The organism is Mucilaginibacter sp. Bleaf8 (genome assembly GCF_018390515.1).
GTDB lineage: Bacteria > Bacteroidota > Bacteroidia > Sphingobacteriales > Sphingobacteriaceae > Mucilaginibacter.
The window spans coordinates 39,065-62,495 of record NZ_JAHBBK010000003.1 but is presented as its reverse complement, the minus strand read 5'-3'; the positions used below and the strand labels follow the sequence as shown (position 1 = coordinate 62,495).

24 protein-coding genes are annotated in these 23,431 nt (G+C 45.1%); 16 read left to right on the top strand and 8 right to left on the bottom strand.

Features of this window, described 5'->3' with window-relative positions:
- Positions 1-100 precede the first annotated feature (100 nt).
- The 6 genes from KHS38_RS13625 to efp all read left to right on the top strand — a co-directional run bounded on the left by KHS38_RS13625 (position 101) and on the right by efp (position 6,041).
- The gene (locus KHS38_RS13625; protein WP_213489150.1) at positions 101-1,327 is read left to right on the top strand and encodes an HD domain-containing protein; all 1,227 of its coding nucleotides are present in this window, start codon (positions 101-103) and stop codon (positions 1,325-1,327) included.
- A 60-nt stretch (positions 1,328-1,387) separates the two neighbouring features.
- Positions 1,388-2,437, top strand: a complete 1,050-nt coding sequence (lpxD, locus tag KHS38_RS13620; protein ID WP_213489148.1) for a UDP-3-O-(3-hydroxymyristoyl)glucosamine N-acyltransferase — start codon at positions 1,388-1,390, stop codon at positions 2,435-2,437.
- Positions 2,438-2,460: 23 nt separating this feature from the next.
- Positions 2,461-3,858, top strand: a complete 1,398-nt coding sequence (locus KHS38_RS13615) for a bifunctional UDP-3-O-[3-hydroxymyristoyl] N-acetylglucosamine deacetylase/3-hydroxyacyl-ACP dehydratase (RefSeq protein ID WP_213489146.1) — start codon at positions 2,461-2,463, stop codon at positions 3,856-3,858.
- 3 nt (positions 3,859-3,861) lie between these two features.
- Complete coding sequence (gene lpxA, locus KHS38_RS13610; protein WP_213489145.1) at positions 3,862-4,644, top strand: acyl-ACP--UDP-N-acetylglucosamine O-acyltransferase; 783 nt, start codon at positions 3,862-3,864, stop codon at positions 4,642-4,644.
- 96 nt (positions 4,645-4,740) lie between these two features.
- Positions 4,741-5,370, top strand: coding sequence for an ABC transporter ATP-binding protein (locus KHS38_RS13605; protein WP_213489144.1), 630 nt, complete (start codon positions 4,741-4,743; stop codon positions 5,368-5,370).
- A gap of 107 nt (positions 5,371-5,477) precedes the next feature.
- Positions 5,478-6,041, top strand: coding sequence for an elongation factor P (efp, locus tag KHS38_RS13600; protein ID WP_213489143.1), 564 nt, complete (start codon positions 5,478-5,480; stop codon positions 6,039-6,041).
- A gap of 142 nt (positions 6,042-6,183) precedes the next feature.
- On the opposite strand, the gene KHS38_RS13595 is transcribed toward efp, so the two are convergent.
- The 7 genes from KHS38_RS13595 to KHS38_RS13565 all read right to left on the bottom strand — a co-directional run bounded on the left by KHS38_RS13595 (position 6,184) and on the right by KHS38_RS13565 (position 12,041).
- Positions 6,184-7,851 (bottom strand): glutamine--tRNA ligase/YqeY domain fusion protein, encoded by a 1,668-nt coding sequence (locus KHS38_RS13595; RefSeq protein ID WP_213489142.1) that lies wholly within the window; start codon positions 7,849-7,851, stop codon positions 6,184-6,186.
- A 140-nt stretch (positions 7,852-7,991) separates the two neighbouring features.
- The gene (locus tag KHS38_RS13590) at positions 7,992-8,426 is read right to left on the bottom strand and encodes a hypothetical protein (protein WP_213489140.1); all 435 of its coding nucleotides are present in this window, start codon (positions 8,424-8,426) and stop codon (positions 7,992-7,994) included.
- Between the two features lie 2 nt (positions 8,427-8,428).
- Positions 8,429-8,830 carry a phage holin family protein gene (locus KHS38_RS13585; RefSeq protein ID WP_213489138.1) on the bottom strand — a complete coding sequence of 134 codons (402 nt, stop codon included), beginning with the start codon at positions 8,828-8,830 and terminating at the stop codon, positions 8,429-8,431.
- 16 nt (positions 8,831-8,846) lie between these two features.
- Positions 8,847-9,113, bottom strand: a complete 267-nt coding sequence (locus KHS38_RS13580) for a YtxH domain-containing protein (RefSeq protein WP_213489842.1) — start codon at positions 9,111-9,113, stop codon at positions 8,847-8,849.
- A gap of 140 nt (positions 9,114-9,253) precedes the next feature.
- A complete protein-coding gene (locus KHS38_RS13575) occupies positions 9,254-10,300 on the bottom strand; it encodes an AI-2E family transporter (RefSeq protein WP_213489137.1) in 1,047 nt (348 codons plus the stop codon).
- 80 nt (positions 10,301-10,380) lie between these two features.
- Positions 10,381-10,596: a hypothetical protein gene (locus KHS38_RS13570; RefSeq protein WP_213489136.1), complete on the bottom strand. Its 216-nt coding sequence runs from the start codon at positions 10,594-10,596 to the stop codon at positions 10,381-10,383.
- A gap of 5 nt (positions 10,597-10,601) precedes the next feature.
- A complete protein-coding gene (locus KHS38_RS13565; RefSeq protein ID WP_213489135.1) occupies positions 10,602-12,041 on the bottom strand; it encodes a sigma-54-dependent transcriptional regulator in 1,440 nt (479 codons plus the stop codon).
- Positions 12,042-12,263: 222 nt separating this feature from the next.
- Here KHS38_RS13565 and trmB point away from each other — a divergent pair, with 222 nt between their 5' ends.
- From trmB to KHS38_RS13515, 10 genes are all read left to right on the top strand, one after another.
- Positions 12,264-12,914 (top strand): tRNA (guanosine(46)-N7)-methyltransferase TrmB, encoded by a 651-nt coding sequence (gene trmB, locus KHS38_RS13560; protein ID WP_213489134.1) that lies wholly within the window; start codon positions 12,264-12,266, stop codon positions 12,912-12,914.
- Positions 12,915-12,916: 2 nt separating this feature from the next.
- Entirely contained in the window at positions 12,917-13,246 is a 330-nt protein-coding gene (locus KHS38_RS13555; RefSeq protein WP_213489133.1) for an MGMT family protein, read from the top strand.
- A gap of 52 nt (positions 13,247-13,298) precedes the next feature.
- Entirely contained in the window at positions 13,299-13,649 is a 351-nt protein-coding gene (locus tag KHS38_RS13550) for a carboxymuconolactone decarboxylase family protein (protein WP_213489131.1), read from the top strand.
- A 69-nt stretch (positions 13,650-13,718) separates the two neighbouring features.
- Entirely contained in the window at positions 13,719-14,624 is a 906-nt protein-coding gene (locus KHS38_RS13545; protein ID WP_213489130.1) for a helix-turn-helix transcriptional regulator, read from the top strand.
- A 52-nt stretch (positions 14,625-14,676) separates the two neighbouring features.
- Complete coding sequence (locus KHS38_RS13540) at positions 14,677-15,429, top strand: SDR family oxidoreductase (protein ID WP_502887936.1); 753 nt, start codon at positions 14,677-14,679, stop codon at positions 15,427-15,429.
- Between the two features lie 98 nt (positions 15,430-15,527).
- Positions 15,528-16,160 (top strand): biopolymer transporter ExbD, encoded by a 633-nt coding sequence (locus KHS38_RS13535; protein ID WP_283770013.1) that lies wholly within the window; start codon positions 15,528-15,530, stop codon positions 16,158-16,160.
- A 12-nt stretch (positions 16,161-16,172) separates the two neighbouring features.
- Positions 16,173-16,736 (top strand): DNA-3-methyladenine glycosylase I, encoded by a 564-nt coding sequence (locus tag KHS38_RS13530; protein ID WP_213489125.1) that lies wholly within the window; start codon positions 16,173-16,175, stop codon positions 16,734-16,736.
- Between the two features lie 170 nt (positions 16,737-16,906).
- Complete coding sequence (gene polA, locus KHS38_RS13525; RefSeq protein ID WP_213489124.1) at positions 16,907-19,717, top strand: DNA polymerase I; 2,811 nt, start codon at positions 16,907-16,909, stop codon at positions 19,715-19,717.
- A gap of 157 nt (positions 19,718-19,874) precedes the next feature.
- On the top strand, positions 19,875-21,299 hold the full coding sequence (locus KHS38_RS13520; protein WP_213489123.1) for a glycogen synthase: 1,425 nt from the start codon (positions 19,875-19,877) through the stop codon (positions 21,297-21,299).
- The gene (locus KHS38_RS13515; protein WP_213489122.1) at positions 21,296-22,558 is read left to right on the top strand and encodes a glucose-1-phosphate adenylyltransferase; all 1,263 of its coding nucleotides are present in this window, start codon (positions 21,296-21,298) and stop codon (positions 22,556-22,558) included. Before KHS38_RS13520 ends, KHS38_RS13515 begins: the two co-directional genes overlap by 4 nt.
- Before the next feature lie 112 nt (positions 22,559-22,670).
- On the opposite strand, the gene KHS38_RS13510 is transcribed toward KHS38_RS13515, so the two are convergent.
- Positions 22,671-23,351, bottom strand: coding sequence for a metal-dependent hydrolase (locus tag KHS38_RS13510; RefSeq protein ID WP_213489121.1), 681 nt, complete (start codon positions 23,349-23,351; stop codon positions 22,671-22,673).
- Positions 23,352-23,431 lie beyond the last annotated feature (80 nt).

The window sequence follows — 23,431 nt, the reverse complement described above, 5'->3', positions numbered from 1 at the left end:
GGTGTTTTGTTGTTAGTTGAAAGAATATTAACAAATATTAACAAAAATATGCTTCGCACCTTACGTTAATTTAACACATTTGTAAAGTTTTACTGAACGCTTGAACAAGAAGAAGATAATTAATGATCCGGTTTACGGATTTATAACCATACCCACAGATCTGGTTTTTGATCTGATGGAGCATCCTTACTTTCAGCGGCTGCGTTATATTAAGCAGTTGGGCATGACGCATTTGGTATATCCGGGGGCGCTGCATACCCGTTTTCACCATGCTTTAGGGGCTATGCACCTCATGAGCCTGGCTATGCAAACGCTGTGCGATAAGGGACATGATATTACGACGGATGAGCAAGAGGCCGTAATGGTAGCCATTTTGCTGCACGATATTGGCCACGGGCCGTTCTCGCACGCGCTTGAAAAGCATATTGTGCAGGGCATTGACCATGAGGACATTTCCACCCTGCTCATGAACAAGCTAAATGAGCGTTTCGGCGGCTTTTTAGATACAGCCATCGAAATATTTAATGACACTTACCCTAAAAAGTTCCTGCATCAGCTGGTATCCAGCCAACTGGATATGGACAGGCTCGATTACCTGAACCGTGACAGTTTTTACACCGGCGTATCCGAAGGTGTGATCAGTTCAGAGCGCATTATCAAAATGCTCAATGTAAAAGATGATGCCATTGTGGTAGAAGAAAAGGGTATTTATTCCATCGAAAAGTTTTTAGTAGCACGCCGCCTGATGTACTGGCAGGTGTACCTGCACAAAACGGTAACTGCCGGCGAACAACTGTTAGGTAAAATACTGAACCGTGCCCGTAAGCTGGCTTTGGAAGGGCATCAGCTTTTTTCTACCCCGGCACTGAGCCATTTCCTGTCCAGAACCATTACTAAAGAGCAGTTTATTAATGAGGACCATCACATCGAAACATTTACCTGTTTGGATGATACCGATATTATGGCCTCTGTAAAAGTTTGGATTGGTTACCCGGATAAGGTATTGGCGCAGCTTTGCCAGAATTTTATACAACGGCGCTTATACCATGTAGATATTACCAACACGCCGCCTGATGCTGCACGGGTTGAAGAGCTCACAAAAAAAGCAGCTAAAAAATACAACGTCAGTATCGAAGATGCATCTTACTTCGTATTCACGGATACCATCAGCAATAATGCATATAAAGTGAACGATGCAAATATCAAAATACTCATGAAAGACGGTAGTATAAGCGATATCACTACGGCCAGCGATAACTCTAACCTGGAGGCTTTGGCTAAAACCGTAGAAAAATATATATTTTGCTATACTAAAGACCTGATTTAAAACCAGTGAGCATGGATATTAATAATTTGCTGCTTAATTTTTAACCTTTAAATTTGCCGGATGCAATTTACTGCGCAGGAAATAAGCTTAATGCTTAACGGAACGATAGAGGGCGACCCGCAGGTAGCTATCAGTAGGCTGGCCAAAATAGAGGAGGCTACCGATGGTGCATTATCTTTTTTGGCTAATCCTAAGTACGAACAACACCTGTATAACACACAGGCATCAGTGGTAATTGTAAATAACAGCCTGGTGTTAAACGAGGCTGTCAAGCCTACATTAATCAGGGTGGAGAATGCCTATAGCGCATTTTCTGTGTTGTTAGAAAAATACAATACGCTCAAGCTCAATAAATCGGGCATTGAGCAGCCTTGCTTTATACACGAAACTGCGCATGTAGGCGCTAATGCTTACGTCGGCGCTTTTGCTTACATTGGTGCCGGTGTTAAAATGGGCAGCAATTGTAAAATATATCCCAACACGTATATAGGCGATAATGTAACCCTGGGTGATAATGTAACTTTATTTGCCGGGGTAAAAGTGTACTTTGACTGTGTGCTGGGCAATAACGTAACTGTACATTCAGGCGCTGTTGTGGGTAGCGATGGTTTTGGCTTTGCGCCAAATGCTGATGGCTCTTACAATAAAATAGCCCAGATTGGCAATGTGATATTGGAAGATGATGTAGAAGTAGGTTCAAACACCACGATAGACCGTGCTACCATGGGATCAACCATTGTACGTAAAGGTGCTAAACTGGATAATTTGATACAGATAGCCCATAATGTTGAAATTGGCGCTAATACGGTAATTGCAGCACAAACCGGCATTTCGGGTAGTACCAAAGTGGGTGAGCAGGCCACAATAGGCGGGCAGGTAGGTATTGTAGGCCATATTAGTTTGGCTAAAGGTACGCAGGTGCAGGCGCAATCGGGTGTTAACCATACCATAACCGAAGAAGGTAAAAAATGGTGGGGATCACCCATACAGCCGTACCATCAGTTTTTGCGCTCGTATGTAGTGTTTACACATTTACCTGCGTTGAAAAAACGAATAGAAGAATTAGAAAAAACCATTGCTGAACTGCGTGATAAGCAGCATGTAAGCTAAACCAATGCAGTTGATAAACTAAGATGAACGTAAAGCAAAGAACGATTAAAGTGCCGGTTGCCGTATCGGGTACAGGCCTGCACACAGGTGAGCGAGTAACCATGACGTTTAACCCCGCGCCTGAAAACCACGGGTTTAAATTCAGACGTGTTGATATAGAGGGTGCTCCGGTTATTGATGCCGATGTGGACAACGTAACCGATACCTCAAGGGGTACTACCATTACCCAGAACGGTGCCAGCGTAAGTACGGTTGAGCACGTACTGGCAGCCTTGGTAGGCCTGGAAGTAGATAATGTGCTGATTGATTTGGATGGCCCCGAAACACCGATTATGGATGGTAGCTCCATGCCGTTTGTTGAAGCTTTACTGGAAGCCGGTACCGAAGAACAGGAAGCTGATCGCGAGTACTATCACATTCCTTACAATATTCACTATACCGAACCCGACCGTAAAGTGGAGATGGTGGCTATGCCTTTGGATGATGATTACCGTTTTACCTGCATGGTTGATTATAACTCGCCGGTATTGGGTACGCAGCACGCTACTATATCCTCTATCAACGAGTTTAAGAAAGAAGTGGCCAGCAGCCGCACTTTTTGCTTTTTGCATGAGCTGGAAATGCTGCTTAAGCATAACCTGATTAAAGGCGGTGATATCAATAATGCCATCGTGGTGGTAGATAAGCTGGTAGATAAAGAAGAGCTGGCCCACCTGGCAACGCTGTTTAACCGTAAAGACATTGATGTAGCGCCACAAGGCATTCTGAATAATATTGAACTTCGCCATCAAAACGAGCCGGCACGCCACAAGCTGCTGGATATGATTGGCGATTTAGCACTGGTAGGTGTTCCGTTACGCGGCCACATTATGGCGGCCCGCCCAGGTCATGCAGCTAACGTTGCTTTTGCCAAAAAAATCAAAGCTTTAATTAAAAAAGAGCGCAGCCGCAAGCATATCAAGGTTTATAACCCCAATGCCAAGCCGGTTTACGATACTGTTCAAATTATGAACATCCTGCCGCACCGCCCGCCGATGCTGCTGGTAGATAAAATTCTGGAGCTGACCAAAACGCACGTGGTTGGTGTAAAAGGTGTTACCATGAATGAGCCGTTTTTTGTAGGCCACTTCCCTGGTGCACCGGTAATGCCGGGCGTATTGCAAATTGAGGCGATGGCACAAACCGGCGGTATCCTGGTGCTTAATACTGTGCCCGATCCTGAAAACTGGCTAACGCTGTTCCTGAAAATAGAAAATGCACGCTTTAAAGATAAGGTATTGCCCGGCGATACGTTAATATTCAGATGCGACCTGGTTGCACCGATACGCCGCGGCATTGCGCAGATGAAAGGTATTGGCATGGTTGGTGAAAAAGTTGTTGTAGAAGCCGAACTAATGGCGCAAATTGTAAAGTATAAATAAGAAATGATCCAGCCATTAGCATATATACACCCTCAGGCTAAAATAGCCGATAATGTGGTAATTGAGCCTTTTGTAACCATCCATAAAGATGTGGAAATTGGCGAAGGCACCTGGATCGGATCAAACGTAACCATTATGGATGGTGCACGCATTGGTAAAAACTGCCGTATATTTCCGGGCGCGGTAATTTCTGCCATCCCGCAGGACCTAAAGTTCAGGGGCGAAAATACCCAGGTTTGTATTGGCGATAATACCACCATCCGCGAGTGCGTAACTATTAACCGTGGTACCAAAGATCATTGGAAAACCGAAGTGGGCAGCAACTGCCTGCTTATGGCTTACTGCCACGTGGCACATGATTGCATAATTGGCGACAACTGTATTTTTTCGAACAACACGACCATTGCAGGGCACGTAACCATTGGCGACTACGTTGTATTAGCCGGTATGGTGGCCATTCACCAGTTTTGCAATGTAGGTTCACATGCTTTTGTTACAGGTGGTTCACTGGTTCGTAAGGATGTGCCGCCTTATATCAAAGCAGCCCGCGAGCCGCTGTCATATGCGGGTATCAACTCGGTCGGTTTGCGCCGCCGTGGTTTCAGTGACGACAAGATTAACGAGATACAAGATATTTACCGTACCCTTTTTGTTAAGAACAGCAATGTGAGCAAGGCCATGGCCATTATCGAAGCTGATTTTAAACCAACCGAAGAACGCGATGAGATTCTGAACTTTATTCAAAGCTCGCAACGCGGTATTATGAAAGGTTTCGGTAACGCTTAATATCGAATAAGTTCATGGGTTCATTAGTTTATCGGTTAACTGTTAGCATAAACATTTAATAACCATATACTAATGAACTGATGAGCTCCTGAATCAATGAACGAATTCTCCATCATCCTCCAGAATGCTGGCCGCCGTTTTAACCGCGACTGGATATTTCGCGATGTGAGCTATACGTTTACATCGGGCAACAGCTATGCTGTGCTGGGGCCTAATGGTTCGGGCAAATCAACCATATTGCAGTTATTAAACGGTAGTTTATCGCCCTCAAGCGGCACGGTAAGCTTTACCTATAACCATCAGCCGCTGGATGCGGATGTCGTTTACAGGCACATCAGCCTGGCTGCCCCCTACCTGGAACTCATTGAAGATTTTACGCTCAATGAAGTGATTGATTTCCACTTCAAATTTAAGAACTACCTGCCCGGCCTGGACAAGAAGCAGCTTATTGATCTGTTGAATATGCAGGTCCACCGCAATAAGCTGGTTAAATACTTTTCATCCGGTATGAAACAGCGGGTTAAGCTGGCTTTGGCGTTTACTTCTGCCACGGCGGTGCTGATGCTGGATGAGCCTACTTCCAATCTGGATACGCAAGGAGTGGAATGGTATCTTAGCCTGGTACAGCAATATGCGCAGCAGCGCCTCACTATTGTATGCTCTAACCAGGAGCATGAGTACAGCTTTTGCCAGCAGCAATTGCAAATAACAGATTACAAACAATAAACAGCCGGGCGCCCTATTCTATTGTTGCGCTGTTTTATGCCGCCTGCACAATAACTGCTTGATTGTTTGCGGATAAGTGGGTAAGTTTGCGCCACGAAAAATTTGTTATGGCTAAAGCATCAGAAATAAAAAATGGGAATATACTTCGCTTTAACGGCGAGTTAGTGCAGGTAGAAGAATTTATACACCGTACCCCAGGCAACTTACGTGCTTTTTATCAGGCCCGTATGCGTAACGTAAAAACCGGTAAACTGGTTGAGTACCGTTTCCGTACAGATGAAGAGGTAAGCATTGCACGTGTAGAAACCAACGATTACCAATATCTTTATGAAGATGGTAATGACCTGGTAGTAATGGACAACACCACTTATGAGCAATTTAACATTCCTAAATTCTTATTTGGTAATGCAGTTAAGTTCCTGAAAGAAGGCGTGAACGTTATTATCGCTTTTGAAAGCGATGAGCCGATTATGGCACAGGCCCCGGCATCTGTTGAGCTGGAAATTACTTACTCAGAACCAGCCGTTAAAGGTGATACTTCAACCAACGCATTAAAAGCTGCTACTGTTGAAACCGGCGCCGAAATCCGTGTGCCTTTATTCATCAACCAAGGTGATAAAGTAAAGGTAGACACAGCTACCGGTGCTTACATGGAGCGTGTAAAAGGCTAATTGATATCATCATCAACTATAATAAAAAAGGCGCTTTATAAAGGCGCCTTTTTTATTGTAAGGAGATTTACTAAAGCAAAAAGCCTTGCTACCTGATGTAGCAAGGCTTTTTGCTTGTATTTAAAGGCTTGCAGGGCTTTTCTTATCCTTTCTTTACCTCTTTGGCCCAGGCATCTTTCAAGGTAACTGTGCGGTTAAATACAAGCTTTTCGGCTGTTGAGTATTTATCCAGCGTAAAGTAGCCTTTGCGTAAAAACTGGTAACCTTTGCCCGGAAGCGCTGTCGCTAAATCCGGCTCTACAAATGCATTGATTACCTGCAGGCTGTTCGGGTTCAGGTCGTCTTTGAAATCGCCTTCCTCGGCCGATGGATCTTCTGACTTAAATAAACGGTCATACAGCCTCACTTCGGCAGTTTTAGCATGTGGTACACTTACCCAATGTATAGTGCCCTTTACATGGATACCGCTGGTATCCTGACCAGATTTGGATTCCGGAATGTAAGAGCAATGTATTTCGGTAATGTTACCGTCGGCGTCCTTCACAAAGTCTTCACATTTAATGATGTATGCATGTTTAAGACGAACCATCAGGCCAGGGCCTAAACGGAAGAACTTTTTAGGTGGAACTTCCATAAAGTCCTCGCGCTCTATGTACAGCTCGCGGCTAAATGGAATATCGCGGCCGCCTTCGCCACCTTCCACCTCGGGGTTGTTTTCGCCGTGCAAAATGTCGTCCTGTCCTTCCGGGTAGTTGGTAATCACCAGCTTTACCGGATCCAGAACGGCCATGCGGCGCCATGCTGTTTTATTTAAATCCTCGCGGATACAGAATTCAAGCAAGCCTACGTCGATCAGGTTCTCCCGTTTCGCAACACCTATACGGTCACAAAACTCGCGGATAGAGGCCGAGGTATAACCTCGGCGGCGTAAACCGCTAATGGTAGGCATACGAGGATCGTCCCAGCCATCCACATGGCCTTCGTTAACCAGTTGCAGCAGTTTGCGTTTGCTCATTACGGTATAAGTAAGGTTCAAACGAGCCATTTCATACTGGCGTGACGGGAATATCTCCAGCTTTTCGATAAACCACTCGTAAAGCGCGCGGTGCGGAATAAACTCCAGCGTACAGATGGAATGCGTAATTTCCTCAATCGCGTCCGATTGACCGTGCGCAAAATCGTACATGGGGTAAATGCACCACTTATCGCCGGTACGGTGATGATGCGCATGCTTAATGCGGTACATAATCGGATCGCGCATGTGCATGTTAGGCGATGCCATATCTACTTTGGCACGTAACACTTTAGCGCCGTCCGGATATTTACCGGCTTTCATTTCCTCAAACAGCTGCACGTTTTCTTCAATGCTGCGGCTGCGGTATTGGTTGGCTGTACCCGGCTCGGTTGGCGTACCTTTTTGAGCGGCTATCTCTTCGGCAGTACTGTCATCAACATAAGCCAGCCCTTGCTTAATCAGGCTCATGGCAAAGCCGTATATAATGTCAAAATAGTCGGACGCATACAGCTCGTTGGCCCATTCAAAGCCCAGCCAGCATACATCGTCCTTAATACTTTCAACATATTCGGTATCTTCGGTAACGGGGTTGGTATCGTCAAAACGCAGGTTGGTTTTGCCGTTGTAGCGCTTCGCCAGGCCAAAGTTCAGGCAAATAGATTTAGCATGACCTATATGCAGGTAACCGTTAGGCTCGGGTGGGAAACGGGTATGTACGCGGCCGTTGTGTTTACCGGCACGTATGTCCTCTTCTACAATTTCTTCTATAAAGTTTAATGATTTTTCTTCGCTCATGACAATAGCTCTCAGTTGGGCAAAAATAGCAAAAAAAATAGCCGCTTAGTTAGCGGCTTATTGAGTTCCTGTGTGTGAACAGGCGGTTAATGCATGTTTTTATTGAATTAAGCGATATTAAGCCGCTTAATTTTTATCGGTTAGGGTAGCTTTTGCGATGCCGGTGTAACGGTAGCCTGCTTAACTGCGGTGCCTGGCTTTTTGGTAAAAATTGATTTTACACGGCCCCAAACGGTAGTAACCGAATCTTCGCTGATGTAGTTGGATGCTTTTTGTGAAAGGATGCCCACCAGCGTTTTTACGATAAAGTTGGAGCGCTTAAACAGCGTTTTGTTAAGCGTTAACGGTAACAGCACACGTGATATCAGGCCGATCACATCTTGTGAAAACAAGGTATGACTTACCTTTGCACCATCAGCCGAAGGCGATTTTGGAAATACCGTCATCACGGATGCAAATATAGCCGACGGACTATTGAAGCGTTTTTTTAATTCAATTTCCTGCGTTTGCTTCAATTTCTCCAGACGGATGATTTCTGATTGCAGGTCGAATACGTTTTTAACGGATATGTCCATGGCTATTTATTAAACATTTTGCTGATCAGCAGGTTAACAATAAATTTACGGATGCTGGTCTTGGCAAATACAAATATCAGAACAATAACCAGGTATAGTAAAGCCACAACGCCAAAGCCTTTCCAGGCGGCACCCATGGCCGAACCTAAGCCCAGGGCCAGCGTAAAGGTTGCGAATAAAAAAAACAGTACACCGCATACCGCAACAATCACATCGGTAACCAGACTTGCTGCAACCGAAGAGCCTTTTTCAATGGCTTTGTATTTTGACAGCGTAAACCGTGTTTCGGCATATTCTTTCAACTCTTCCAGAATAGGCCTTTGTGGTGGTTGCTCTTGCTGTGTTCCTTCTTTTTTCTCTTCCATTTGAAACTTTACTGTATTTACCCGGACAAGTGTCCTCATCCGGGCTGGTTGTTAATTACGCGTGTTCTAAATCATCCTGGTATTCAGCTTCTTCACCATTAATTTTGGTTTTGATGCTGTCAACCACCTTATGCTTTAAGCCCGATAGCTTATCCAGCTCATTGGCAGCAGTTTCTTTGATGCTATCAGCCAGGTTATTTAATGAGTCTGACAGTTTATCGCGGGTATCGGTACCTTTATCAGGAGCAAACAAAATACCCAAAGCAGCTCCGGCAGCAACGCCAGCCAGTAAGGCTAACACGATTTTTGAACCGTCACTCATCGAGTTATTACTTTTTAAACCGGGTATTTGTTTGACTAAGTTTGAAAAATCCTTGGTTTTCATGATGATCAAATTTATGTTGTTGTATTCAGATATTATTTTAACGGCTAAGGTAGTGCTTTGTTTATAAGCAGTAAAAATTAACTGTTATCCGTAGTGGTTCTAATGCGTTCAATACGGTCGGCAGCTTTGCGGTTGGTTTCATAAATCTGTACCAGTAATATGAAGTATGATAGCAGCACCGGCCCGAAAACCAGCCCCAGAATGCCAAACAGCGGTATACCGATGAATACACCGATGATGGATATAATAGGATGCGTATTGGCTATACGCTTATTGATTACTAAACGCAGTACATGGTCCAGGTTGCCGATAAATAACAAACCGTATATCATAATACCTATACCTTCCCACGTATCGCCCAGCAGCATCAGGTATAGGCCTGCCGGTATGGATAGGGTCGGCGCTCCTACTACGGGTAAAAAGGATATGAAAGTTGCTATAACGCCCCAAAAAATAGCATCGGGTATGCCCACTATCCAAAAGCCATTGGCCAGCAGTACGCCTTGCGTAAGTGATATAATGCCCTGCCCTAATACGTTGGAGTAAGTAGCATTACGCAGCGCCACAGCAAACTTTAAAGCATGCTGCTCGCTGAAAGGTGCATATTTTAACAGGCCGGCTTCAAATTCGCGCAGCTGCGCATACATAAAGTATAGTATAAAATAGAGCACCAGCAACGTAAGGATGATGTTGGCTGCACTGCCCAGTAAAGACGGAAACAGGTCGGCAGTATAGGTGCCCAGCTTTTGCATGGTTTCCTCGGCAAAGTGCGGCTGGCTCAGGTTGCGGCCGGTAAAGGTATCTATCTTATCCACCCACATGTTAATGTTGGAGGTGTTGTTTTTGATGCTGATGATCTTATCAATCATCATAAAGCTGAGCAGCAAAAACGGAATTACAATCACCACAAGCGAGAGGAAAATGATAAGCAGCGCCGAAAATGATTTGTTCCACCCCCGCTTTTCGGTGAGGTACAAAAACATGGGCCTGAAGATCACGTACAAAACGATGGCTCCCAGTATGGCGCTGAAAATTTCGCTCAGTGCATAAACCAGGAAACAGCCAAGCACAATGATGATGACCAGAATAATATTATTACGCTGCTGATAATTGAAGATAGACATGATGGATGGCTGCTTACACCTATTAAACAAAAAAGCGCCAAAAAGTTCGGCGCTTTAAATATAATGTTCTTTATAGTTATTTATTGATCTAACCCTTTTAGCAAATCATTAATTTTAGCACAGCTTGTAGCTATGGTATCCATATAAAAAATAGTATCGGAAGATGGATCAGGCAATTCATACCGCAGCTGTTCAACCGCCAGATGTATGTTGGAAAGCTGGTTCTTTACATCATGTTTCAGCCTGCGCAATGCCTGCTCACCTGTGGCTGCCTGGTTTTTCTGAGAGCCCTCCATATATACTACTTGCTCAAATTAATCGCCTTCATTTTATTGTATAACGTTTTACGGTCAATTTTTAATATTTCGGCAGCTTTAGTTTTGTTAAAGTTTACTTCACGCAGCACTTTTAATATCGTTTCATATTCGGCTTCGAGGGCTGCATTTTTCAAGTCGTGCTTTACTTCTTTAACCGGCTGTGGTGCCTGGGCATCGGCCGTCTGCGTTTCATGGGCTGATGGTCTGCTGTAAGCCAGCATTTCAAGCGGCAGGGCTTTCATCTGTATTACATCGCCCTCAGTAAGCAGGGTTGCCCGCCTAACTACATTTTTAAGCTCGCGGATATTGCCTTGCCAGCGGTAAGCCATAAAGCAATCAACTGCTTCCTGCGAAAAGTCTTTCACGTTGCGGCCCAACTCCTCGTTGGCCATTTTTAAAAAGTGCTGAGCCAGCAAAATAATATCGTAGCCACGCTCGCGCAGTGGCGGCATATAAATGCTGAACTCGTTGAAACGGTGGTACAAATCTTCGCGGAAACGGCCTTTTTGTATGCCGTCTTGCAGGTTTTCATTGGTAGCCACAATAATGCGCACATCAAGATCTATCTCTTTGGTGCTGCCTATGCGTTTTACCTTGCGCTCCTGCACGGTACGCAGTAAAGCGGCTTGTATGTCGTATGACAGGTTTCCTACCTCATCCAAAAACAAGGTACCGCCATTGGCCATTTCAAAGTGACCTATTTTGGTATATAAAGCACCGGTGAACGAGCCTTTTTCATGACCAAAAAATTCGCTTTGTGCTAATTCTTTGGTAAGCGAACCACAGTCCATCGCAATAAACGGCTGATCGCGGCGCGGGCTGTTTAAGTGAATGCTTTTGGCTACCGATTCTTTACCTGTACCGCTTTCTCCTAAAATAATAACGCTATAAGTGGTTGGTGCAACCAGTTCAATCTGGCGCAGCAACTCTTTGGATGCTTTACTGGTGCCGGCTACAAATTCGTTGGATAGGATTTGCTTGCGGCCATCTTTACTGCTTGCTTTTGATGGGGCTGCAGCTATCGGCGCAATTTCCTCTTGTCCTGCCGCTTCCAGTAAAGCGCTTTGCGTTTCAATGGCTTTGTTAATGGTGGTCAAAATCTCATCCGGATACAGCGGCTTGGTTATGTAATCATAAGCCCCCATTTTAATAAGCTCAACAGCCATCTTAATATCCGAATAACCGGTAATAATAATTACACCGGTGTTAGGATACTGTGCTTTAATACTTTTCAGCATTTCGCGCCCGTCGGTATCTTCCAGGCGGTAATCACACAGTACCAGGTTAAACTCGTTATTCTTCAGTTGCTCCGTAGCATTGGCACCGCTTGACGCTGTTGCCACATCAAACCCATTGCGGGTAAGAAATTTTGACAGCAGAAGTGCGGTGTTCACTTCATCATCAATGATGAGTATTTTTTTCATATATGCAGTTTCACTTAACGGTTTATCCCAACTTATACGGTAGATGAAGAGTAATAGGTTTACCTGTTTTACAAAATTGTGAATTTTTGTGTAATTTTTTACACATATTCTTCAGTTGCACAGCAGTCGTTGAATACGGTTTGCTTAATGGTCAGAGAATTTTATAACTGCTTGCCAATTAGCATGCGGCGAAAAGCTATTTTTGCGGTTTAATTTTTAAACGTGGGAAAAGACAAGTTAAAGCGTTTTGCCGAAATAGCAACTTTTAGTAATGTAGTGCAACTTGAGGCCGGGCAGCCTTATAAAGGCCAGTGGGCTTCTGAATTTTTTAAAAATAACCACCCGGTAGTGCTGGAACTGGCCTGTGGTAAAGGTGAATACACCGTAAACCTGGCACGCATGTTTCCGGAAAAGAACTTTATAGGTATCGATTACAAGGGCAACCGCATTTGGCGCGGCGCCAAAACCGCGATTGAAGATGGTGTAACCAACGTGGGCTTTTTGCGCATACAGATTGAAAGCCTGCTCGATTACTTTGCCGATGGCGAGGTGGATGAGATCTGGATCACCTTCCCCGATCCGCAACCACAGATCAGCCGGGAGAAAAAGCGTTTAACCGCACCACGCTTTCTGGAAAAATACAAGCAGCTGCTTAAGCCAGGCGGCTTTGTAAACCTGAAAACCGACAACGATGGCATACATGCCTATACCGCCGAGAAAATTGAAGAGCTGGGTTTGAAACTGCATATCAGGACCGAAGACTTGTATAAATCGCCTTATGCAGACGAGGTGCTGAGCATCAAAACGTATTACGAAAAGAAATATTTACAGGATAATAAGAACATTAATTACCTTAAATTTTCGTTCGAGTAATAATGAAAGACGCCCACTTTTACGACCACGTGTTTGAGGTGGCCCGGCAGGTGCCTGCCGGGCGGGTAACATCCTATGGTGCCATTGCCAGGTTTTTGGGCGTAGGTAACTGGTCGCGCAAGGTGGGGCATGCTATGGGTATGCTGGATGGCGTTAAGCCGCCCGTGCCTTATCAACGTGTGGTGAACAGCCAGGGCCTGCTCACCGGCGGTACCGACGGCATTGAGCGGCGCAAAGAACTGCTGGCAGCCGAGGGCGTAACTGTGATAGGTAACAAGGTGCAGAATTTTAAAGAAGTATTCTGGGATCCGTCGCAAGAGTTGAACTATTAAGCGCTGTTCTGTAATTCATTAATCTGCTAATTCTAAAAATTTAATATATCTCATGGGAAAACTTATAGATGATTTCAATGGCTATCGTACCAAAATGAACGATAGGATTATGGAATCGGCCAATACCAATATCAAACGTTTTTTTGCTTTGGATACCACTACCTATGCCGATGGTGCACTGGATGTAAAAACCAAAGAAATGCTTGGCCTGGTAGCCAGTATGGTGCTCCGTTGCGATGATTGCATCAAGTACCACCTGGGCAAATGCCATGAAGCAGGCGTAAACTCAGCCGAAATGAACGAAGTGTTTATGATTGCCAACCTGGTAGGCGGTTCCATTGTTATCCCGCATTACCGCCGTGCGGTGGAATATTGGGATGAGTTGAATGAAGCTGCGCAGTAACTGGAGGCTTTTTAGCGCTCTTGTTGCTCAATTTGTAATCAATACATCACCCCAAACTCGAATAAGCTAATGGATCAGTTGCTGAACTATCCTGTAGATGCGGTTATTCCGGCTTATCCATTTGAGCCGGATCAATTCACTGGAAACCCGATGTTTCATATCAACCAGAACACGTGTGTGATGGAATACAAGAAACATGAATTTTTGGTGCCCCATCGCAGAAACTATTATTTTATGGTTTTTGTGAAGGAAGGGAACAGCAGGCACTGGATTGATATGACACCTTACCGCGTCAAACCCAATGCATTTTACTTTACCAATCCGCAGCAGGTACATTTAAAAGAAGAAAGCACCCCGTTTACGGGTCTTACCTTGACCTTTACCGAAGAGTTTTTGGCTATGGATGACAGCGGCACACTCAAGCAGCTGCCCATAATCCAGGCCCGGGATAGCGGCCATGAACTGATATTGAACGAACAAGACCAGGTATTTATAGAAGATATACTCGGCAAATTACTGGCCGAATACGAAGCTAAAAACACCTGGCAGCAAAGTATGCTGCTGGCTTACATGAAGGTGCTGCTTATTTACCTGAGCCGATTGTATAAACAGCAATTTGGCCCAGCTGCTAACCCAACGCCCGGAAAGCAAGTGTTAAAAAGCTTCCTGTCTAAAGTGGATGAATGGCACCGGCAATTGCACGAAGTAACGGCTTATGCCAGCATGCTCAACCTTTCGGCCGGGCACTTGAGCGAACTGGTAAAAGAACAAAGCGGCAAACCGGCTATTGCACATATCCATGAACGCTTGATAGTAGAAGCCAAGCGACTGCTTTTTCATACTGAGCATTCTATCAAAGAAATTGCTTTTCAACTGGGTTTTGAAGATGCTTCTTACTTTAACCGCTTCTTTAAACGGCTTACACAGCATACGCCGATCAGCTATCGTAATACAATCCGCGAAATGTACCATTGATGCCGATAAGAGTGCAGTGTGAATTGAGTTACTGCCTTTACCTTTGTAGTATATTAATTCAATCCACATGAAAACAGCATTGATTACAGGGGCTAACAAAAGCATTGGTTTTGAAACGGCCAGAATATTAGCCAAACAAGGATACTTTGTTTACATCGGCAGCCGCGACATCGCCAAAGGGCAGCAGGCGGTTGAACAGCTAAAAGCCGACGGTTTAACAGCAATAGGGGCCATACAAATTGACGTAACCGATAAAGCATCCATCAACGCAGCACAACAAGCCATCAGTCAAAAAGACGGCAAACTGGATGTATTGGTTAACAATGCCGGTGTGCTTGGCAGCTCGCCGCAAAGTGCCGAATCGGTTGATGTAGCGGTTATCCGCGAGGTGTACGATACCAACTTTTTTGGGGTGATTGAAGTAACGCAGGCCTTTTTGCCGCTGATCCGGAAATCGGATGCTGGCGTTATTGTAAACGTAACTTCGGGCCTGGGTTCGCTTACCTTGCACAGCGATCCGTCATGGCCGTACTATAGCTATAAAACAGCAGCTTACGGCACATCCAAAACAGCGCTGAATGCATACACCGTTGTTTTAGCTTTTGAACTGCGCGATACGCCCATCCGTGTCAATGCAGTTGACCCTGGCTATACCGCTACCGACTTTAACGGCCACAGCGGGCACCAAAAGGTGGAAGATTCCGCTGCTTTTGTAGCGCAATATGCCGTTATTGGTGCAGACGGCCCGACCGGTAAATTTTTCAGTCACGATCGTCAGTCTGAAGGAAACGAGAGCCCTTGGTAAGATAGCAGAAAGCAGAAATAGAAAAAGGCAATTCTTTTGGAATTGCCTTTTTTGTTTTTACAAGTATAACATGCTTATATTGCCTGAAACTTATTGTTATGCTGCTAAAACATCAACGGCATAGTGCCTTATCCATTGACATGACAGCTATGGCCGATGTGGCTTTTTTACTGCTTTTCTTTTTTTTGTTTTGTGCACGCTTCCGACCTGAAGATTCAGTAACGGTAGAGCCGCCGGTATCTCATAATCATGATGGTGCGTGCGATATAAATGAACCATCAGGCATGCTGATATATGTTAAAAACAATAAGGTTTATTTAGATATTACAGATGCTGAAGTAAAAAGGCAAACCCTGCAAAATATAGCACAACAATATAATGTAAGGCTTACAAATCAGGAATTACATAAGTTTATGAATATAGGCAACTTTGGCTCTCCAATGCACCAGTTAGGCGCAGCGGTTCGCCACTACAAGCCATATCCAAATGGCATTGTGACAGAAGGTGTTCCTATTGATTACACGCGAAATAACGAGTTCTCCAATTGGCTCAGAGAAACACGTAGTATTTTTAAGCAGAAACATGGACATGACTTGCGGATAAGTATTGTGGCTGATGCAAACCAAACTTACCCCATAATGAAATTGGTAATTGAAAATCTGCAATATCAACAGATTAATAAATTTTCTCTCACCTTACAGCGGGAACGAGCACCCGTATACGCTGATTAATACTTTTATTTCATGACCACTTCATCAACTAGCCAAACCCGCTGCACCTGGTGCGGCACCGACCCGCTGTACATGAAATATCATGATGAAGAATGGGGCCGAGAGGTACACGACGATAGTGTTTTGTTTGAATTCTTAATACTCGAATCGGCGCAGGCTGGTTTGAGCTGGATCACCATTCTGCGCCGTCGTGAAAACTATCGTAAGGCGTTCTGTGATTTTGATGTAAAGCAAGTAGCTGCGATGACGCCTGATGATGTAGAGCGCCTGATGCAGGATGCCGGCATTATTCGCAACAGGCTCAAAATAAAGTCGGCTATTACCAATGCCCGCCAATTTATTGAGGTGCAGCAGGAGTTTGGTTCTTTTAATCAATACTTGTACAGCTTTATGCCGGGCAATCAGCCTTACGTTAATCAAACCGGCAGTACACCTGTGCGTACTGAAATATCTGATGCCATCAGTAAGGACATGAAAAAGCGTGGCTTTAAGTTTTTCGGTACCACCATTTGCTATGCCTACATGCAGGCCACCGGCATGGTAAACGATCATGCATTGAATTGCAGTTTCAGGTAATCAAAATCAGAGTTTCCTAAACATTTAAGGGAATAACGGAATGCTAATTACTCTCTCAGATATGTGAGAGTTTGTGGGCATTAATCCTATTTTTGTAATTATTGACCGGTGTTGATTTCTGATAGCCATTTGGCGCATCATGAATTCCTAAAATTCCGGTTGAAGACGATATGAAGAAATTATTTCTGTTAGATGGTATGGCCCTGATGTACCGGGCACATTTTGCTTTAAGCAAAAACCCTCGTTTCACATCGGGCGGCTTAAATACATCGGCCGTAATGGGCTTTACCAATACCCTGCTGGATATACTGAAAAAAGAAAGGCCAACGCACATGGCGGTGGTGTTTGATACCGATGCGCCAACCGAACGCCATACCGATTTTACCGGCTACAAAGCCCACCGCGAGGCCATGCCCGAAGATTTGTCTAAAGCCATGCCTTACGTTATCAAGCTTATTTTAGGCTTTAACATCCCGGTTATTACCTCGGATGGTTACGAGGCTGATGATATTATAGGCACCCTGGCCAAAAAAGCCGAACAACGCGGCTACCAGGTATATTGCATGACGCCTGATAAGGATTTTGCACAGCTTGTATCTGAAAACATTTTTGTTTACAAGCCATCGCGCATGGGCAATGATGTGGAGATTATGGGTGTAAAAGAGGTATGTGAAAAGTGGGAAATAAGCGATGTGTGTCAGGTGATTGATATACTGGGCCTGTGGGGCGATGCTGTAGATAACATACCCGGCATACCGGGCATTGGCGAAAAAACGGCCAAGCAGTTAATTAAACAGTATGGCTCGGTCGAAAACATTATAGCCCATAGCCATGAGCTGAAAGGCAAGCTTCGTGAAAACGTGGAAACATACGCCGCACAAGGCCTGCTATCCAAAAAACTGGCTACTATATTACTGGATGCCCCGGTTGAGCTGGACGAGGAAGGGCTGGAAATATGTGCCCCGAGCCGTGATTTGCTGGAGCCGCTTTTTGCTGAATTGGAGTTCCGCACGCTGGGCCGCCGCGTGTTTGGTGATGATTTTAGTATTACCGAAATGCGGGCCACATCAACGCAAACTGATCTGTTTGGTAATCCGGTAGCTGGTGCGCCGCACACCCTGAGCGTTGATATTAAAGATATAGCAGAGCCGGAAGTTCAGGTTGCGTCTAAAAACATCAGCAACGTACCCCATGAGTACCACCTGACCGATACCCCCGAACAACGTGCCGCGTTGCTGGCCTTGCTGCAACAGCAAACCCAAATTACTTTTGATACCGAAACCACCGGTATTGATGCTAATAATTGCGAGTTGGTAGGCCTGTCATTCGCCATTAAACCCGGCGAGGCTTGGTATATACCGGTTCCGGATAATTTTGAAGGTGCTAAAGCCATTGCTGATGAGTTTAAGGCCATTCTGGAAAACCCGGCGATCAGCAAAGTAGGACAAAATATTAAATACGACATACTGGTGCTTAAATGGTATGGTATTGAGGTGCAGGGCACTTTGTTTGATACCATGCTGGCCCACTACGTGCTTGACCCGGATACGCGTCATAATATGGATATCCTGTCCGAAAATTATCTGGGCTACAAGCCTGTTTCTATTACCGAATTGATTGGCCCCAAAGGTAAAAAGCAGATCACCATGCGCGATGTGCCGGTGGATAGGGTGAAAGACTATGCCGGTGAGGATGCCGACGTTACCCTGCAACTCAAGCAAGTGTTTGAACCCAAGCTGCAAGCCGTAGGTGCCGAAGCGCTGGTAAATGAAATTGAGCACCCGCTTATTTATGTACTGGCCGATGTAGAATTTGAAGGCGTAAAACTGGATGAAGCCACCCTGCGCGATTTTTCATCCCAACTGGAAACCGACCTGAGTAAGCTGGAGCAAACCGTATATGAAAAAGCGGGCGTTAAGTTCAACATCTCCTCCCCTAAGCAACTGGGTGAGGTATTGTTCGAAAAATTAATGCTCGATCCTAAAGCAAAAAAAACCAAAACCGGTCAATACCAAACCGGCGAGGATGTGCTGCTGGCTTTAGCTTCAAAAAGCGATATCGTGCGCGATATTCTGGATTTTCGTCAGATGCTGAAGCTAAAATCTACTTATGTAGATGCGCTGCCGCTCATGATCAACCCCAAAACCGGCCGTATACATACCTCGTACAACCAGGCAATTGCTGCAACCGGCCGGTTAAGTTCCAACAATCCTAACCTGCAAAATATTCCTATTCGTACCGAGCGTGGCCGTGAGGTACGTAAGGCCTTTATTCCGCGCGATGAAAACCATATCCTGATATCGGCCGACTATTCGCAGATTGAGTTGCGCATTATAGCTGAGATCAGTAAGGATGCCAGCATGCTGGATGCATTTGCTAAAAACCTGGATATCCACACCGCTACGGCTGCCAACGTATATGGCATTGCGCTTGAGGAAGTAACCAGCGAGCAGCGCCGTAATGCCAAGGCCGTAAACTTTGGTATCATTTACGGGCAATCGGCCTTTGGTTTATCGCAAAGTTTGGGTATACCGCGTAAAGAGGCTTCTGAAATTATTGAGCAGTATTTTATCAAATATGCAGGCATTCAAAATTACATGAACGATACCATGAATTTTGCCCGCGAAAACGGCTACGTGCAAACGCTTAAGGGTCGCCGCCGCTACCTGCGCGATATCAACTCGGCCAATGCCACCGTACGTGGTTTTGCTGAGCGAAATGCCATTAATGCACCTATACAAGGTTCGGCTGCGGACATGATTAAGATTGCCATGATTAACATTCACCGTGAGCTGAAAGCCCAAAAGCTGGATACCCGCATGACCATGCAGGTGCATGACGAGTTGGTGTTTGATGCACCTAAACACGAGGTGGAGCAGGTAAAACCCATCATTGAGCATCACATGAAAAGCGCTATCAAAACAGAGGTGCCCATTATAGTTGAAATTGGTACCGGCGCCAACTGGCTGGAGGCGCATTAACAGTAGGTGAATTTTATTGCGCAGGCTGTAAAAATGTTACATTTTAAAGCTTTCTGCGCAATAATTATCACTTTTTGAAAACACATTTTATTGACCGTAGTTGTGGGGGTAGTGAGTAAAGTTTTGCTTACCTTGACCCCACATTACCTGTTATTAAATGAGAGTTTTTCATCTTGCTGCCGAGTGCTATCCCGTTGCCAAAGTGGGCGGGCTGGCCGATGTGGTAGGCGCATTACCTAAGTACCAGAACCAGGAGGGCTTGCAAGCTGCCGTGGTTTTACCTTATTACAACCGTAAGTTTGTTCAGGAGAGCGAATTTGATGTGGTGTTCGAAGCCTCGAACCTGCTGGGCACCAAGCGTTATGAGTTCCAGATATGGAAGGAGCGCACCAATAAGCTGGGTTTCGAGCTGTTTTTGATCTACATGCCGGGCTTGCTTGATCGTGAGGAAGTTTACTGCTATCCTGATGAGCGCGAGCAATTCATTGCCTTCCAACTGGCTTTCCTGGATTGGATTAACTGGTCGCAACAAAAGCCTGATATAATTCACTGCCACGATCATCATGTGGGGCTTATTCCATTTCTGCTCAAATATTCTGCACTGTATAAGCGATTGGCAAACACGCCAACCGTGTTTACTATTCATAATGGCCAGTATCATGGTGCCTTTGGGTATGATAAGTTTAAATACCTGCCCGAGGTGGACATGAACCATGCCGGTTTGTTGGACTGGAACGGCGCCATTAACCCACTGGCCAGCGCTATTAAATGTTGCTATAAGTATACTGCTGTATCACCCAGCTATTTAAATGAGCTGGAGTACCAGTCGAACGGCCTGGAGTACCTGTTTTGGCTGGAGAAAGCCAGAGGGCAGGGCATTATTAACGGTATTGATACCGAGGTTTGGGATCCGGCCGGCGACCCTATGATTGCCGCTCCTATTCAGGCTGGTACGCCCGACGAAGGGAAACAAAAAAACAAAGCTGCCTTATGTGAGCATTTCGGCTTATCGCCCGATTTGCCACTGATTTCATTTATAGGTAGGCTGGTAACCGAAAAAGGAGCTGATTTGCTGCCACAGGCTTTCCAAAACAGCTTAGATAAGCATGCCGGCAAGCTGAACATTATAATGCTTGGCGCTGGCGATAAAGAAACCGAAGCTGCTTTAGAGGCGCTGAAAGAGAAATATCCGGTTAATTACAAAACTTTTATTGGCTACAACGAAGCGCTTGCGCATCAAATTTATGCCGGCAGCGACTTTTTGCTGATGCCATCGCGCGTGGAGCCATGCGGCCTTAACCAGCTGTATGCGTTGCGTTATGGTACCGTGCCTATGGTGCGCCGTACAGGCGGACTCATTGACACCGTTGTGGACTTTGGCGATGAAGGCGGCTACGGTATTTGCTTCAGGCAAAGCAGCACTGCCGACATTGAACACGCTACCGACCGGGCACTTGAACTTTATGAGAACCAGGAGCATTTACAATTGTTACGTAAACGAATGATGGCTCTTGATTTTTCATGGAACCAGTCAGCTCAACAGTATATAAACCTATATAAAAGCTTAAAACCTAACATATGACCTCTAAAGTAATTAGCATCGTACTTGGCGGCGGGCAGGGAACAAGGTTGTTTCCGCTTACAGCAACCCGCTCCAAACCGGCAGTACCTATTGCCGGTAAGTATCGGTTAGTAGATATTCCAATTTCAAACTGTTTACACGCCGGTATTGAGCGTATATTTGTACTTACGCAGTTCAACTCGGCATCGTTAAACAAACACATCAAAAACACCTACCACTTCAGCAGTTTCAGCGACGCTTTTGTGGACATATTGGCTGCTGAGCAAACGCCATCAAACGTGGGCTGGTTCCAAGGCACGGCCGATGCGGTAAGACAAAGCCTGCACCACCTGTCTGTGCACGATTTTGAGTACGTACTGATCCTTTCGGGAGACCAGCTGTACCAGATGGATTTCCAGGAAATGATCCAGGAGCATATTGATAAGCAGGCCGACATCTCTATTGCTACCATTCCGGTGCATGCTAATGATGTACCCAGCTTCGGTATTCTGAAAACCAATGAAGAAAGCACCATTACCGACTTTATAGAAAAGCCGAAAAGCGATTTTGAAAGCTGGGCATCAGAAGTAAGCGAGGATATGGCCACTCAGGGCCGCGTTTACCTGGCTTCAATGGGTATCTATATCTTTAACCGTCAAACCCTTTATGAACTGTTGCAGGGTAATGATCATCCCGATTTTGGTAAAGAGATCATCCCGCAGTCTATCAGAACGCATAAGGTTTTAAGCTATCAGTATGAAGGTTACTGGACCGATATCGGTACCATACCATCATTCTTTGAAGCCAATATTGGTTTAACGGATGATATTCCGCAGTTTAACCTGTTCGGTAAGCACCACATTTACACCCGTGCCCGTATGCTGCCGCCATCAAAAATATCAGGTACGTTGCTGGAGCATGCCATCATATCAGACGGTTGTATTATCAATGCCAGCAAAATTACCCGGTCGGTTATCGGTATCCGTACCCGCATCGGTTTTGATACAGAGATTGAAAACTGCTATGTAATGGGAGGCGATACGTACCAAACGCTGGAGCAGATAGATGAAGCTAAGGTGGCTAACACACCTATTATGGGTATCGGAGATCGTTGTTGCATCAAAAATTCCATTCTGGATAAGAACTGCTACATTGGCAACGATGTGAGAATTAACTGCGGTAAAAAGCTGGATGACGGCGATTATGGCGCCTATACCGTTCAGGATGGCGTTGTGGTAATTAAAAAGCGCGCCGTAATACCTGATGGTACAGTAATTTAATAAGCTTAATGAATAAGCCAGAATCATGTTTTAGCAGCGCTTAAAGCATAAGAAAAGCCCCTTACCAGTAAGGGGCTTTTCTTTTATATTTCCGTTATTGAACAAGTGCGGCTTACAGCAAATCAATAGTTTCGCCAATAGCAGGCAATTTTAAGTTCAGGCCAGCTTTAATGAACTTCTCTTCAGCTTCTTCTTTATCAATTTTAATAACCGGGAAGGTATCGTAATGCACGCCTACGATATCTTTACAGTTGATAAATGAAGCAGCTTTAATGGCGTCATCAATACCCATGGTGTAGTTATCGCCAATTGGGAGGATAGCCCAGCTCAGGTCTTCTTCGGCCAGTAGTTTCATATCATAAGTTAAAGCGGTATCGCCGGCAAAGTATACTTTTTTGCCTTCTGCATAAATTACAAAACCTGCCGGTACACCACCGTAGCTGCCATCGGGCATAGAGCTGGAGTGCAGGGCGTAAACCATTTTTACTTTACCAAAATCAAATGTATAGCTACCGCCAATGTTCATACCATGCGCATCAGCAACGCCTTGGTTACCCAGCCAGCCGGCAATTTCGGCAATGCAGATTACCTTTGCGCCACTGTTTTTCTGGATAGGCAGCAAATCGGCAATATGGTCGCCGTGCCCGTGCGAAATCAGGATATAATCCGGTTTCAGTGCGTTTACATCAATATGCCTGGCCAGTTCGTTTGGTGTAATAAATGGATCGAACAGCAGGGTTTTACCATTGGTTTGTATCTCAACGGTTGAGTGTCCGTAATAGGTAAGTTTCATAAGTTTGTTATAGTTTAATGTTTAAAAGCGAAGGTATGAAGCGGTTTTAAAAACAATGTCATTTCAAACCACATCTAAGC